This window comes from Paenibacillus sp. GSMTC-2017, from assembly GCF_016019935.1.
Classification (GTDB): Bacteria; Bacillota; Bacilli; order Paenibacillales; family Paenibacillaceae; genus Pristimantibacillus.
Genome location: NZ_JAECMT010000001.1, coordinates 965,833 through 981,137 on the forward strand (window position 1 = coordinate 965,833; position 15,305 = coordinate 981,137).

15 protein-coding genes are annotated in these 15,305 nt (G+C 41.1%); 2 read left to right on the forward strand and 13 right to left on the reverse strand.

Annotated features, from left to right (window positions below; translation table 11 throughout):
* Positions 1-83 precede the first annotated feature (83 nt).
* The 13 genes from I6N90_RS04525 to I6N90_RS04585 all read right to left on the reverse strand — a co-directional run bounded on the left by I6N90_RS04525 (position 84) and on the right by I6N90_RS04585 (position 13,613).
* Positions 84-2,291 carry a methyl-accepting chemotaxis protein gene (locus tag I6N90_RS04525; protein ID WP_232242524.1) on the reverse strand — a complete coding sequence of 736 codons (2,208 nt, stop codon included), beginning with the start codon at positions 2,289-2,291 and terminating at the stop codon, positions 84-86.
* A 257-nt stretch (positions 2,292-2,548) separates the two neighbouring features.
* Entirely contained in the window at positions 2,549-3,805 is a 1,257-nt protein-coding gene (locus tag I6N90_RS04530) for a peptidase U32 family protein (protein WP_197934284.1), read from the reverse strand.
* Positions 3,806-3,832: 27 nt separating this feature from the next.
* Entirely contained in the window at positions 3,833-4,765 is a 933-nt protein-coding gene (locus tag I6N90_RS04535) for a peptidase U32 family protein (RefSeq protein WP_197934285.1), read from the reverse strand.
* Between the two features lie 43 nt (positions 4,766-4,808).
* Positions 4,809-5,936 (reverse strand): endolytic transglycosylase MltG, encoded by a 1,128-nt coding sequence (gene mltG, locus I6N90_RS04540; protein ID WP_232242525.1) that lies wholly within the window; start codon positions 5,934-5,936, stop codon positions 4,809-4,811.
* Between the two features lie 112 nt (positions 5,937-6,048).
* Complete coding sequence (locus tag I6N90_RS04545) at positions 6,049-6,357, reverse strand: DUF1292 domain-containing protein (RefSeq protein WP_197934286.1); 309 nt, start codon at positions 6,355-6,357, stop codon at positions 6,049-6,051.
* Complete coding sequence (locus tag I6N90_RS04550; RefSeq protein ID WP_197934287.1) at positions 6,357-6,653, reverse strand: DUF1292 domain-containing protein; 297 nt, start codon at positions 6,651-6,653, stop codon at positions 6,357-6,359. The genes I6N90_RS04545 and I6N90_RS04550 overlap by 1 nt, the downstream gene beginning before the upstream one ends.
* Before the next feature lie 8 nt (positions 6,654-6,661).
* Entirely contained in the window at positions 6,662-7,078 is a 417-nt protein-coding gene (ruvX, locus tag I6N90_RS04555; protein ID WP_197934288.1) for a Holliday junction resolvase RuvX, read from the reverse strand.
* A 20-nt stretch (positions 7,079-7,098) separates the two neighbouring features.
* A complete protein-coding gene (locus tag I6N90_RS04560; RefSeq protein WP_197934808.1) occupies positions 7,099-7,362 on the reverse strand; it encodes an IreB family regulatory phosphoprotein in 264 nt (87 codons plus the stop codon).
* A 52-nt stretch (positions 7,363-7,414) separates the two neighbouring features.
* Positions 7,415-10,048, reverse strand: coding sequence for an alanine--tRNA ligase (alaS, locus tag I6N90_RS04565; protein ID WP_197934289.1), 2,634 nt, complete (start codon positions 10,046-10,048; stop codon positions 7,415-7,417).
* Positions 10,049-10,391: 343 nt separating this feature from the next.
* Positions 10,392-11,462, reverse strand: a complete 1,071-nt coding sequence (locus I6N90_RS04570) for an AI-2E family transporter (RefSeq protein WP_197934290.1) — start codon at positions 11,460-11,462, stop codon at positions 10,392-10,394.
* 223 nt (positions 11,463-11,685) lie between these two features.
* A complete protein-coding gene (locus I6N90_RS04575) occupies positions 11,686-11,889 on the reverse strand; it encodes a hypothetical protein (protein WP_197934291.1) in 204 nt (67 codons plus the stop codon).
* A 13-nt stretch (positions 11,890-11,902) separates the two neighbouring features.
* Positions 11,903-12,439 carry a PRC-barrel domain-containing protein gene (locus I6N90_RS04580; RefSeq protein ID WP_197934292.1) on the reverse strand — a complete coding sequence of 179 codons (537 nt, stop codon included), beginning with the start codon at positions 12,437-12,439 and terminating at the stop codon, positions 11,903-11,905.
* Between the two features lie 16 nt (positions 12,440-12,455).
* Positions 12,456-13,613 (reverse strand): cysteine desulfurase family protein, encoded by a 1,158-nt coding sequence (locus I6N90_RS04585; protein WP_197934293.1) that lies wholly within the window; start codon positions 13,611-13,613, stop codon positions 12,456-12,458.
* 270 nt (positions 13,614-13,883) lie between these two features.
* Between I6N90_RS04585 and I6N90_RS04590 the strand changes: the two genes are divergently transcribed.
* A complete protein-coding gene (locus I6N90_RS04590; protein ID WP_197934294.1) occupies positions 13,884-14,378 on the forward strand; it encodes a hypothetical protein in 495 nt (164 codons plus the stop codon).
* Positions 14,379-14,557: 179 nt separating this feature from the next.
* Positions 14,558-15,115, forward strand: a complete 558-nt coding sequence (locus I6N90_RS04595) for a DUF4352 domain-containing protein (RefSeq protein WP_197934295.1) — start codon at positions 14,558-14,560, stop codon at positions 15,113-15,115.
* Positions 15,116-15,305: the final 190 nt, after the last annotated feature.

The following is a 15,305-nucleotide window of genomic DNA, read 5'->3' on the forward strand; positions in this document are numbered from 1 at the left end:
TTTGACACCCGTTTCATAATAGTGAACATGAAAAAAAGGAACTAATTGTTGCAAATTAGTTCCTTTCTCTGTAAAAAAACGATTTATTGTAACTTGAATTGTGCTAACGATTCCTTTAGCCCTCGAGATACTGCATCCAGCTTTTCGGACAAATGGACTAAGCTTTCACTAATATTAAGTTGCTCAGTGCTAAGCGATGCTACTTCCTCAGAAGTTGCTGATGACTCTTCGGCTACCGAGCTAACATTAGTCATTGCTTCCGCAAGAACAGATTGCGATTGATCCAAATCATTTACTGAACTCGTTACACTATCAAGCTTTTGAACAAACTGACCCATTTGATTTTGAACGCTTATAAATATTCCATTTGCTTCTTTAACAGAGCTAATTTGTTGTTGGAACATCGGGTACGCTTCTGACAATACGCTTACCGTTTCATCAATTTCAGTTCTTATTTTTTTCGTTATTGTTGCAACAATATCAATAGATTTTCTTGACTGATCCGCAAGCCCTCTAATCTCATCAGCAACAACCATAAATCCTTTTCCTGCTTCACCTGCACGAGCTGCTTCAATTGTTGCATTCAGAGACAATATATTCGTTTGTTTCGTAAGATTGTTTAACACATCCAATATTTTAACGATAGATCCTGTACTTTCTTTTAGTGCATCAACCTTCTGAACCATAGAACGTGTCATTTCTTCCGTCATACTGGTTTGTTCAATTAACGTCCCCATATATGATGTACCTTGTCCACTTGCTTTCTCTACTTGAGCTGCTGATTGAACCATTTCTTCATTAGCATCGATCACTTTTTTCATATGTATAGTAATATGTCCTGTTAAATCGGTGCCTCTCTCCGCTTCAACTGCTAAATTAGTCGCTCCACCTGCAATTTCCTCAGTTGCTAACGCAATCTCTTTTGCAGATACTGACGTCCTCCTAGAAGCCTCCGTCAAATCCGCTGCAGTCAGAAGCACTTCATCCGCAGAACGAGTCGTTTGAAGGGCAAGAGCAGTAATTTGCTCCATCATCCGATTGAAGCTGACGCTAAGTCCACCAATCTCATCTTTACGTTTCCTCATTGTTGAACGAATCGTTAAATTGCCTTCTGCACCTTCATTCATCAAATTACGTAGGTTAACGAGTGGTTTACCAACCGTAATAATGACTACTGCTCCTATCGATATTGCAATAATTGCAGCAACGATTGCCGTTATCCAAGTCATATTACGAATGGACTCAGCATCTTTGACAAGCTCTTCAACTGGAATTGTTCCTACCAACTTCCAATCCATTGAGGTTAATGCTTTATACACGGCAAGAACTTCTTCACCCTCTGAAGTCGAAACCGCCCTCGCCCCATTGTTCGCTTCATCTCCCGTTGTAGGTAAACTCACTTTTGCAGGTAATCCGATAAATGACATATCATTTGCAAGTACATAGTTACCATTAGAATCAATAATCGACAATTCACTTTCTTCACCTAGAACAACATCACTATATCGTTTACTAATGATATCTGCTTCCAATTCTATTAAGATTAAATAAGAAGCACCACTCGATGCACCATCTTTAAGTAGGCGGCTTAAACCGATCGTTGGTTCGCTGCTTATTATCGATATTCCGTTTGCATGAGGTGCTATCCATTCCACTTTTCCGTCTAGCTCGATCGTTTTTTGATACCAATCGGTTTTTGATAACGCTTCTGCCCTCGTTTTTAATGATGAACCTGATGAAATAACATGGAGTCCATCTTTGAGGGGAAATAACATAATACCTTTAATTGTATTGTTACTGATGGTATAACCTTGTATAATTTCGTTCAAATCTCTTACTGCCTCGTAGCTGACATATTCGTCTTCACTCAAGACAAGATCGACTAAATTATGAAATTCTCTGTCTATTAATATTTGTAGTGATAAGTCTTCATATGTTTTGAAAATAACGTCTAAATTGCTCGCAACTTGATTAATTGTTTGAAGACTAGCATTAGACACTTTTTTCTCTACCATCGTTCTTGCTTCGGAATACGCCATAAGTCCCACTGTCAATACACAGACCAATATGCTACCAAAAATAACGATAAATAGCTTCATACCTACCGATCTGAGTGGATTAAAAACTCCAGATCCTTTAAACGTACCCTTTGCTTTTTCCGCGCCACTTATTGACGAATGATTTTGCGAACCATCATTTAATGATTCTCCTGGAGTAGAAAGAGTATTACTTTCTTTACCTCCTTTTTTTCTCGAAAAAAACTTCGGCTTATTATTGAGATTACCCGTCATGTTGGATAACACCGCCTTTGGTATGGTAGATATATACATCTTTCAATAAATATATCGAAAAATGTCGAATATTGAAAAAAGTGATAGTTCTATTATTTGGTATAAATGAAAAGTTGTCAATTCAAAAAATATCCACGTTATGTAACTAATATAGATGAGTCTTTATCGAAATAAATAAAAAAAAGCAGTCAAATACGTCCTATTACAGAACGAATGAGACTGCATATTTGAATATAAATCATTATTTTATTTAAAAATTATCGAATCCGTTTACGCATCATGTCCATCGCTTTTACTGGTTTTAGAGTACGAATACGTACATGCTCCATTGGATGTTTTGCTGCATCTAAAGGTTGTCCTTCAGCATTTGTAAGTTCCGTAACTGTTTGCTTAAAGAACGTTCCACCTGGTCCGACAAACTCTACTTCTTGGCCAACTTTAAAGTGATTACGCTGTTGCAATAGTGCGAAGCCCGTTTTTTCGTTGTACTCAAGTACGATACCTGCAAAATCGTAAGGTGCTGCTTTCTCCTCTGGCTCGTAAATATGATCTTCCGCACCAGGTGTATCTAAGAAGAAGCCCGTGTTAAGCGGTCGATTTGCCGCTTTATTCATTTCGTCAATCCATTCCTGTTTCGTCTCAAAATGTTCTGGATCAGCGAAATAAGCATCGATCGCTTGACGATACACGTTAACTACTGTAGCAACATAATGGATACTCTTCATTCGACCTTCAATCTTAAAGCTATCTACCCCAACCTCAATGAGTTCAGGTAAATAATCGATCATACAGAGATCTTTGGAACCCATCGTAAATTGATCTTCCCCCTGCTCGTACATCGGGGCATCATCAACAAATAAATCATATTTCCATCGACAAGATTGGCAACAACCACCACGATTCGAGTCTCTATCCGTAAAGTGATTAGACAATACACATCGTCCTGAATAGGAGGAACACATTGCACCGTGGATGAACGCTTCTATCTCGATATCAACATGTTTTTTAATCTCAGCAATATCTGCAAAGCTCGTTTCACGAGCGAGAACGACACGCGGTAAGCCCTCTTCTTTCCAAAATTGTACGGCTTGCCAGTTCATTGTCGATTGTTGCGTACTTAGATGAACTTCTAGTTTAGGTGCAACACGTTGTGCGGTCTCGATAATGACCGGATCAGCAGCAATAATTGCTGCAATTCCTGCCTCTTCCAGATTACGCAAATAGTCTTCCAATCCGCTCACATCTTCGTTATGTGCATATATATTTGTTGCGACGAACACTTTTGCACCATATCGATTGGCGAATTCAACGCCTTCCTTCATCTCTTCAAAGCTGAAATTGCCCGCATTAGAGCGAAGTCCGTACTTTTGACCACCGATATAAACTGCGTCAGCTCCATAATGCACCGCAAATTTCAGTTTTTCCAAGTTGCCTGCTGGGGCCAACAGCTCAGGTCGATCCAAGCGATTTCGCTTACCTTTATAACGTGGTGCAGCTTTTGTTGTACTAGTCATTTCTGTTAACACCTCCTGCACTTCCAATTAATATACTTGTTCTTTATAAAAGAAGCCGTAGCTTAACTCTCTATTAGCGTCCTGAATCTCTCTAATCGGATCAAGCCATTCATCTTGGAACGAATAACCTTCAGGATCGGCCAAATAAGCGTCAATGACCATTCGATATGCTTTAATAACCGTTTCATTATACTCTATTGACTTCAATATTCCTTCTACTTTTAAGCTATCCACAGAAATTACCATGAGTTCATGCAAGTTTTCCAACATACAGATATCATCCGCACTCATAATATGGGTACCATTAGCGTCCTCATAGATTGGGAATCGCTCACCCGGTCGTTCAGCTTCCGTTAAATAAAGCCCACGCTCCTGATCGACATTTACTGTTTGTTCACTCGTACCTTGATGCTCCATATAACTATTAACAAGTGAACGCTTAGAATGGTAGATATTCGTCATACCATGTACTTGAACCTGTATTTGAAGATCTGACTGACTTTTTGTATCTTCAATCTGCTCCATATTTAGCTCACGAGCCATTACGTAACGAGTAGCTCCTCTACGCGACCAATATTGTGCAGTCACAATATTGGTTGAGGTCATTTCCGCATTCCAATGCAAATCCATACCGGGTGCTGACGTTTTTGCTGCCATCAGTACAGCAGGATCACCAAATACGATTGCATCAACACCAGCTTGATGAAGCGCAGCTATATATTCCGGCAAACCTTCTAACGTCGCATTATCAATTAAATTATTAATAGCAACGTAGATGCGAACACCCTTCGGCTTCGCCAGCAGAACCGCCTCCTGAATCATAGCAAGCGTAAATTGTCCTGCTAGACGTGCCCCATAACGAGCTTCACCGATGACAAAAGCATCAGCGCCTGCAGCGATTAATCGCTCCAGTTCCTCGATAGACGCAGCGGTCGTGAGTAATTCTGGTTTGTACGACATAGTTGATCTCCCTCATGATTAGACTTATAGCTTCCACACGATCTTACTGTGCAGTTTCATTGCTTTTTTCAATATTGCGTAAATGTTCCTTGTACGATTTTGCAAACAAATGCGATTGAGTACCGTCTTTTTTCGTAACATAATACAAATAATCTGTATCTGCTGGATATAATGCCGCTTCAATCGATGCTAAGCTAGGGCTTGCAATTGGTCCTGGAGGCAATCCATCCACTTCATACGTGTTATAGGGACTATCGATTTTTAGATCTTTATGGAATAATCGTTCTTTGGGCGCGTCTAACGCATATTGGACAGTAGCATCTATTTGCAGACGCATTGGCGCTTTTAAGCGATTCATAATAACTCCTGCAACAAGCGCACGTTCCTCGTCAACAACAACCTCACGTTCAACTAAAGAAGCTATCGTCAATATTTCATGAAGCGATTTCCCCGAATCTTCTAAAACATCTTGCCAACCATCAGGCAAAGTACCAAGCTTACGATCCGTCTCCACTAACATACGGGTAATGATATCTTCCTCTGTACTTTCTTTCTTAAGTTCATAGGTTTCAGGGAATAGGTACCCTTCTAATCGTTTATGCAAGTTTTTCTTGTTTGCAACTGCAAGCACGGATTCTGCATCTGCCCATACTCGATTACTCTCTGCAAGCTCCAGGAACTTGGCTTTATCGATTACACCTTCAGAAGAAAGTTTATCTGCTATTTGTAACAAGGTGAAGCCTTCAGGTATAGTAAACTTGATCGTCTCAGCTTCTATCGTTTCTCCAGCATTGAGCTTGTCTATGATTGCTTCCTTTTTCATACCCGGATTCAGCTCATATAACCCTGCCTGGAAACGTGAACCTTCATCCTTAAGTTGCAAATAATAGCTAAACACAAAGCCACTTTTGATAATCCCATTTTCCTCAAGTGTATCTGCTACTGAATTAGCAGACATCCCGCGTGAAATCGATATTTTTTTCACTTCACCCTTAGGCATAGGCTGCAATTTGCTCCATACATAATAAGCTCCGCTTCCCGCGACAATTGCCATAATACTAAGCAAGCTTATGACAACCCACATCGTTATTTTCCAACGTTTCGGGCCAACTTGAGTTCTCTTGTGTTTCTTCTTTTTATTGTGAGCAGGCTTTTCTTCCAACTTATCCAAATCTCTACACCCTCTTCTGAAAGTTTCCGAAAAAAAGAGCGGTTGCAAGCCGCCCTCTTGGTTCAACTATAAGAAAGTATGTCTTTAAACGCTAGACAGTCATTCATTACTATTAAGGTCTTTCGTCATTTGCGAAAAGTAGATCGTCGTATGCTTCCGAAGCTGTTTCCCATTCTTCATCATCTTCGATCGTCTCAAGAGCAGGTTCACCGTTACCTACAATAACTCGGAATAGCTCAACTTCGTCTTCTCCGCGCATCGCTTCGCTCTGAAGTGCTGCGTAGATAACATCGCCAATTTGAAACTCATCTTTGATACTGAACAATTCAGCAACGCCTTCTTCGGAAATAAGTTCAACATCATTGCCGAACGCTTCCTTCAAGTGGTTTAGCCTCTTTGGTGTGTTAGAGCTCTCAGACATTACTCTTGCTCCTCCAATTCGCCAAGAAGCGTGTTGAACGTCTCCTCAACCATGTTCCACTCTTCTTCGTCCTCGATCGTATAAAGCTTAAGATCGTCTCCTTCTTCCTCATAACGGAAAGCATAAACTTCATCTTCCTCGTCGTCAGCTCCGATAAGAGGTACAACCATCATATATTTTTTATCCGAATCATCTACTTCAAATTTCATAATGACTTCGAATTCTTCTTCGTTACCTTCTTCATCCGGAATATAAATAATTTCCGGCTCTTCGAATTGCAAGTCTTCCTTTGTCATTGTTTCCCTCACCTTTTCGTTTTAGAATCGAGATAATTTTGCAAAATGAGCGTTGCCGCCATTTTGTCTATCACTAGCTTTCTCTTCCTCCGGCTGACGTCCGCTTCTAGAAGCGTTCGCTCGGCAGCTACCGTAGTCAGCCTTTCATCCCAAAGGTGAACAGGTATATCTAACTTCAGCCTAATCTGATCGGCAAATGCGATGCAAATTTCACCACGCGGGCCGATGGAACCATTCATGTTTTTCGGTAAACCTACAACCATTTCGGAAACCTCATGCTCCTTCACCAGTTCAGCGATTCGATCAAGCTCTCCGCCATCACGTCTCTTCTCAACTGTAGTAAGACCTTGAGCTGTCCATCGGAATGCATCACTAACTGCCACCCCTATGTTGCGATCTCCATAATCTAATCCCATTACTCTCATTCCATGTCCGGCCCCTTACGTTACTCTTTCTTATGCTGCAAGTAAAACCGGACCAACTCTTCAATCAATTCGTCGCGTTCCTTCTTGCGAATCAAACTTCTGGCATTGTTGTGCCGCGGTATATACGCGGGGTCACCGGACAGCAAATACCCAACGATCTGGTTAATTGGGTTATACTCTTTCTCCAGAAGCGCTTCGTGCACCTGCAAAAGAATATCCCCAGAAGAAGTCTCTACCCCCTCCGCCTTCACGTTAAACTTCATTGTTTGGTCCATAGAACTCATCAACAGCACCTCGCTTTCCAAAACACATCCTAAAAATTGTTGCCTAACTCTATCATATCACATTCGCCCTACTCATAACCAGTTCTTCTACAAGCTTAAGTGCCTCATCCAGCTTAGTAACGTCCTTGCCACCAGCTTGTGCCATATCTGGTCTGCCTCCGCCATTACCGCCACATACGACTGCAGCTTCCTTAATAATGTTGCCTGCATGGAAACCTTGCTTAACCAGATCAGCCGACACTGCCGCTGCAAGATTAACCTTATCGTCTTGTATAGCACCTAATACGATAACGCTTGATCCAAGTTTCAACTTTAACTCATCAACAATGCCGCGAAGTGCGTCCATTGATGGAGCATTCACTTTCGTGCAAAGTATAGTGATGTCTCCAACCTTAATCGCACTCGACTCTAGAGAACCCGCTTCAATGCGACTTAACTTAGCCTGCAACGACTCATTCTCACGAGAAAGTTCTTTCACTTGTCCGAATAGTGTCTCGATACGTTTAGGCACATCCGCTACATTTGATTTGAGTAGAGCTGCCGATTGTTTGAGTAACTCAACTTGATCTTCATAATACGTATAAGCATGCTTACCTGTAACGGCTTCGATACGTCTTACACCTGAACCGATTCCGCTCTCCGAAAGAAGCTTAAACAATCCAATTTGTGACGTATTGCCGACATGGCAACCGCCGCATAACTCAAGGCTGTAATCCCCTACACGAACGACACGTACTACATCGCCATATTTTTCGCCAAAGAGCGCCATTGCTCCAAGTGCCTTAGCTTCAGCAAGCGAATTATTCGAAATTTCAACATCTGTACCAATCCAAATTTGCTCGTTAACTTTGCGCTCAATTGTAGCAAGTTCTTCTGCTGTAATGCTGCCAAAGTGCGAGAAGTCAAAGCGTAGACGGTCACCTTCAACGAGTGAACCTGCTTGATTAACATGATCGCCTAATGTTTCTTTTAGTGCTTTATGCAATAGATGAGTAGCCGTATGGTTTTTAATAATATCTTCACGAGTTGATCTAGCAACTGATGCTGTTACAGATGCTCCAGATTTAACTGTCCCGGATAAGACAACAGCATGATGAATGCTTTGACCATGCGGAGCTTTAGTAACATCCTCAACACGTAGCTCAAACCCTTCACCAGCAATCGTACCGATATCTCCGATTTGACCGCCGCTTTCTGCATAAAACGGTGTACGATCTAGAATGATCACAACTTGGCTGCCTCCACTAGCAACTTCTACAAATGCGTCATCCGACATAACTGCAATAATTTTGGATTCAGTTACCAATTCATTATAGCCAACAAATTCGCTTTTATCCGTAAAAGCAGCGAGCGGACCGCCTTGTACCTTCATACTGCCTGTATCCTGACGTGCAGAGCGAGCACGATCACGTTGTGCTTCCATCGCTGCATCGAAGCCCTCACGGTCAACCGACATTCCATGTTCAGCCGCAAAGTCTTCTGTCAGATCGAATGGGAATCCGAATGTATCATAAAGTTTAAACGCATTTTCACCATTAATGGTAGTAACGCCTGCACTGCTCGCTTGTTTAACCAAATCAGACAACAAGATCAAGCCATCTGACAATGTTTCGTGGAAACGCTCCTCTTCGGTACGAATAACACGCTCAATAAACTCCTGCTTCTCGACAACTTCTGGATAGTAGCTACCCATAATATCAGCTACAACTGGTGTAAGCTCAAACAAGAATGGACGATCCACACCAAGCATCTTTCCGTAGCGCACTGCACGACGAAGCAATCTGCGAATAATATATCCGCGTCCTTCATTGGAAGGCATAACGCCATCACCAACAGAGAAAGCAACCGTACGAACATGGTCAGCAATAACTTTTAGTGCTACATCGTGTTCTTCATTTGTTTTGTACGTTACTCCCGCAATTTCACAAGTACGATCAATAAGTGGGCGGAATAGATCAGTGTCGAAGTTGGAGTCAACGTCTTGAATGATAGACGCCAAACGCTCAAGTCCTGCACCAGTATCAATATTTTTATTTGGTAGCGGCGTATAGCTGCCATCTTTATTATGATTAAACTGAGTAAATACGAGGTTCCACACTTCTAGGAAACGCTCATTCTCGCCACCCGGCCAACATTCTGGATCGGATAGATCTCCATACTTGTCGCCACGGTCATAGAAAATTTCTGTACATGGACCACATGGGCCTTCACCAATATCCCAAAAATTATCTTCAAGTTTGTAAATACGCTCAACGGGAAGTCCAATCTTTTCTTTCCAGAAAAGGAATGCCTCTTCATCTTCCGGATAAACCGTTACTGACAAACGCTCAGGATCGAAGCCGATCCATTTCTTGTCCGTAAGAAATTCCCAAGCCCATGTAATAACTTCTTCTTTAAAGTAGTCGCCAATGGAAAAATTACCCAGCATCTCAAAGAAAGTGTGATGTCTACGTGTTTTGCCGACGTTTTCAATATCGTTTGTACGAATACATTTTTGTGAATTAGTAATGCGTGGATTATCAGGAATAACACGTCCGTCAAAATAAGGCTTAAGCGGCGCCATACCAGCATTTATCCATAACAATGAAGGGTCGTTATGTGGAACAAGAGATGCACTCGGTTCAATTTTGTGTCCCTTTTCTTCAAAAAATGTTAACCATTTCGATCTTATTTCACTTGCTTTCATCGTATATTCCTCCCAAGTTATTCTGCTTTAGTCAAAAATACAGAAAAAAGCCCCTGTCATAGACAGGGACGAATTAGTTTCGCGGTACCACCCTGGTTATTACGCGAAGTACAACGTAATCTCCTTAATAGACAATAACGGGTCCAACCGGTGAAGTTCATTCACACTCCGAAAAGAGCTTTCGGCCACTCTTCGCCATGAGCACTCTCTCAACCATCGCTTACCGTAACTACGGTTATTAAACGAAGGAACGCTCTCTCTGGCTGACGGGCAATGGCTTACTTCATTTCGTCAACGATTTTTAACCTATATGCTCAAATTATATCTACCCTCTATGAGGCTGTCAAATGATCTTTCGCCGTACGTAATACGCAAACATATGCTGCACGATAACTTTACAAGCTGCAAAGATCGGAACTGCAAGAATCATACCAACAATGCCCGCAATCTCTCCACCTACGAGCAATGCAAAGATGATGAGCAACGGATGCATATGAAGTGTTCTTCCAACGACTTGAGGCGAGATGACGTTCCCTTCTAAAATTTGACAAATCGTATTTACGACCGCTACAAGGATCATCATTTTTAAAGAAACGGTTGAAGCCATTAACAGTGCGGGCGCTGCTCCAAAAAACGGCCCCATATAGGGAATAACATTAGTAATGGCAACGATTCCTGCAAGCAGAAGTGCATAAGGCATACCAATGAGCAAATAACCACAGTAAGCTAGTATACCTACGATCAGACAAACGAGAAATTGCCCTCGGATATAACTCCCGAGTGCGTGGTCGATATCCTTCATAAGTCTTACCGTGTTTTTACGATGTGACTTAGGCACGTAAGTAATAACGGTTCGCTCAAACACATCAAAATCCTTCAATATATAGAAAGCAAGGAATGGAATAATAAACGCGATAAACACTACGCTAAGTACTTTACCGATATTGTTAACGAAGTCGAATAACGCCTCTGAAATCCTCTTCTCCATCCCAACTAACGCTTTATCAACACCATCACGGAAGCTCTCTGGCAGAAATGACGTATTATTAATATCTGTTACGAGGTTTTGCGCTCGCATCGACAATTCTGGAATATGTTGATTGAGCTCCTGCACTTGATTAACAAACATCGGAATTATATTGACTAGCAACACCGTAATCGCCGCACAAAATACTGCGTAAATGAGCAATACAGCTATCGTCCTTGGTACTTTACGTTCATGCAGTAGAGTTACGATAGGATTAAGCACATACGAAATGATCATAGCGATAATAAAAGGACCTAACACTGCTTTGAGAAAATCATATATGGACACAATTATAGGTTTCAACTGCATTAAGAAGAAGATCGCGATAAGACCTAATATGAAATAAATGAGCCAAACAAACAACCGATTTTTCGTAAAACGTTCCATTCCCTTGCACCCCCGAACTTTCAACTCGCGCTAGGCGCAAAGTCTTAGCAATCCTAGTTCAGTATATGTACAAGTTGTACCATTCATCCTTCAACCTTATCCATTTTCACCACATATCAAAAAACTTTTTTCTCCAAAACAAAAATACAGTTATACATGTTACTAACGGAAAAAAAAGACGACCTAAGGCCGTCTTTGGGTTATATATTCATGTTGTATATAGTCAGTTCATATGAGCTTCTGTTGTTGGTATTTCCTCATCGAAAAAGAGATCATCCAGCGAGCTGAGCGTACCATCCTCTTCCACCTGGTACACCGACATCTTCTCACCATTCACCGATAGCTCTATGAAGCAACCCCAGCAATAAAATTGATGGGAACCAATCTTACCTATATCTTTTGAATTACAATTCGGACATCTCATCATTATACATTTCTCCCTATTCTCTGAAATTGGAAGCTGCGACAGGCTCCAATTCCGCTTCACTGACAGCAGGAACAATAATCGCGTCTTCCCCGAGTAATACCATATCCGGATCACTCGGCGCTTTCAGCCATTTACGGCCCTCCATCAGATCCGAAACAAAACCGTCAGTAAGCTCATAGCCTACTATTTGTGTACCCTGAAATGGGTAAAAATAAACATCTGATAGCAAACCAAGATGTAGTCCTTGCACTGTGACGACCGGTAAATCTTTTAATTTCACGATACCAGTGTAAAAAGCTCGTCCTACCTGCTTCGGTTTAATGGCCAATACAGCTTCTTCGCTTGCAATAATGATTGCGTCCTCTCCGCAGCTTAGGACGTCACTCCATTGCACTACTCGTATAGAGGTTGCGAACCACTTCGCAAATTCGAGTATGAGCCCATTTAAGCCCCAATGCTCATCAAACCAAGCATCCTTCACCGTACCGACAACTTTGCCGGAGTGAATAACGATGACCGGCAGACCTATTAGCCCTTGGAGTTTAATCACTTTGGATGGAATCCTCCTAATTTCTAGTACGAATGCGACTCACGATACGTGCAACGATCGGAGCAGCTTCTTCTAATTCCTCCAAAGTATTCCCCAAACCAAAGCTAAATCTTACTGCAGAGTTCAGTCTTTCTTGTGACAGGTCCATTGCGCGTAGTACATGTGACTTTTCGAGTGAACCTGACGTACAAGCAGAACCACTTGCTGCTGCAATACCCGCCATATCCAAATTCATCAACATTGATTCTGTATGTACACCAATGAAGCTAATATTGACAATATGAGGCAAGCAGAATGTATCGTGGCCGTTTACGACCAGATCCACATCAACAATAGTTTCCTTGAGCGACTCTACCCATCTCTTACGAAGTGAATCTATAAAAAGTTGCTTATTTGTACGATCGTTCACACAAATGTCAAGTGCTTTCGCAAATCCAGCAATTCCTGCTACATTTTCAGTGCCAGCACGACGTTTTCTTTCTTGTAATCCACCTTGTTGCATGGATTCAAATGGTGTTCCAGCAGCTATATACAAAGCCCCAACACCTTGCGGACCGTTAATTTTGTGCGCAGAAAAGCTCATCAAATCAACCGGAAGCTCTTTGAGCTGATACTTCACATAGGCTAACGTTTGAACAGCATCAACATGAAACAGTGCATCTCCCGCATGAACGACTTCACCAATTTCCTCTATTGGTTGAATAGTTCCTACTTCATTGTTTCCATGCATGATGCTTACAATCGCAGTATCTGGTCTCAGCGCGTCTTTTACATGAACAGGATCTACTCGCCCTTCACTGTCTACAGGAAGCACAGTTAATGTAAAACCTTCCTTCTCCTTCAACCACTCGCATGTATGCAACACAGCATGATGCTCTGTTGCAGCAGTTATAATATGCGACTTCCCTTTTCTTCGCTGTGCCCTTGCCGCTCCAATTAAAGCGGTATTATCACTCTCTGTACCTCCAGAAGTAAACATCAATTCTGTAGAATTACAGCCAATGGCACTCGAAATAAGATCACGCGCACGACTAAGCTCTCCTTTAGCTGCTCGTCCGTACGCGTGAATGCTAGAGCCATTACCGCCAGGACCTTGCATCAGTTCAACCATCGTCTTGATGACTTCGGGATGCATAGGTGTTGTAGCAGCATGATCGAAATAATATTTATTCATTATTATTCACCCTTTAACGAGGTTGCTAAATTTATTTTATAGTACCTAAAAGAGTATAGCACACCCGTCAAGAACCCGCACTACGTATGGTGTTTCCACAATTTCCATCTCCAAAAATCCATACAAAAAACTCTAGTATTCGACCTATTGTTGATGGAGAAATATAGTATGACTGCAAATATCCTGTCGAATAATTTATAATTATTTGGTACTATTTAGGGTATAAGGTCATATAAAATAATTAGCACCGAAAATTGGAGGAGAATTTAGTTGAGAAAAAACATTCTTTTGGCATCATTGTTAGCATTAACACTTGTAGCAGGCTGCAGTAATTCTTATGAAACAGTTGATCCTGCAAGTAAGACATCCACTTCGACAAATGCTAAAGCAAAACAATCTGTAGAAGAGCTTGCCGCTGCTGAGAAACTTGCGCTTGAGCACGTAACCGTCTTTATTAACGGATCTGATGAGGAAACTAAGAAAAAATATGTAGAGGAAAAAATTCATGCGGATAGTAAAGCCGCATACCAGATAGTTACAGAAGTATTATCCAGTAATCAGCAATTTGTAAACCCAAAAGTAATTGAAACAATTGAACCGACAGACAACAAAAAAGCTGATTCACTTACTTTAATACGGGATGATAACAACAAAGAGGTTATTGTATATATCTTAGAAGGAAAAATGAGCTGGGCATTCTCATCCGAAGATGAATCTGAGGCACTAATGGTTGCTTTTGAAGAGGCACGATCAGAATTTAAATAAGTTAAAAGCCCGTCATACTAATTACCTCTTATTGTCGAAATAGCGCTGTTTTTAATACTAAAATCCATATTTTAGAAACAGTTATTTTGTCTTTATTTGTCTATTATTGTCGAATCTATTGGATATTTTGGATATCCGTAGTAGTATTGGTCTAAATTAATCGAAATGGGGTTTTTAAAATGGGTTTTATTAAGTCTAATACTAAAATGAAGTGGGTGCTTAGTCTTGTACTGGTTATAGCTCTAACAGGTTGTGCGGAAGCTAATATCGAACCAGTATCGAAAAACGCTGACTCTACTACTGCTACTACCGCTACTGCTACTGCGGCACCAGCAGCATCTGAAGCTCCAAAAGTTGAAGTTTATAAAATTGGAGAAACAATTAAATACGACAACTTGGAGATCACATTAAATGATGTGAAAGACTCTACAGGTGATGACTTTATTAAACCAGCGGAAGGAAACGTTTATAAAATAGTAGATATTACAGTTGAGAATAAAGGTGACACGGAAGAAGTCATTTCATCTATGATGCATTTCGAAATGGTTGATGACGGCGGATACACTTACAATGTTGCTATAACTACTGCTGTAAAAAATCAACTTGATGGTTCCGTAGGAGCAGGACGTAAATTAAGCGGTCAGATCGCTTATGAAGTGCCAACGGACGTTAAAGGATTAGAGTTAATTTTTAAAGATCCAATAAAAACTGGGGAAGTTATTTGGAAAGTTAAATAACACCCATCCATTCGCCCGCTGACGATTAAAAGTCAGCGGGCTTTTTTTTTGCACATTAACTTCCCGTTATTACCATGCTCACAAATTTTAATTCCGATATGCTAATGGATGTAAAAACACAAAATAAGCCTATCCGCAATATAGTCACGGGCAGGCTTACTTGTTAATAACTTTAAAAGAACAGGAAACT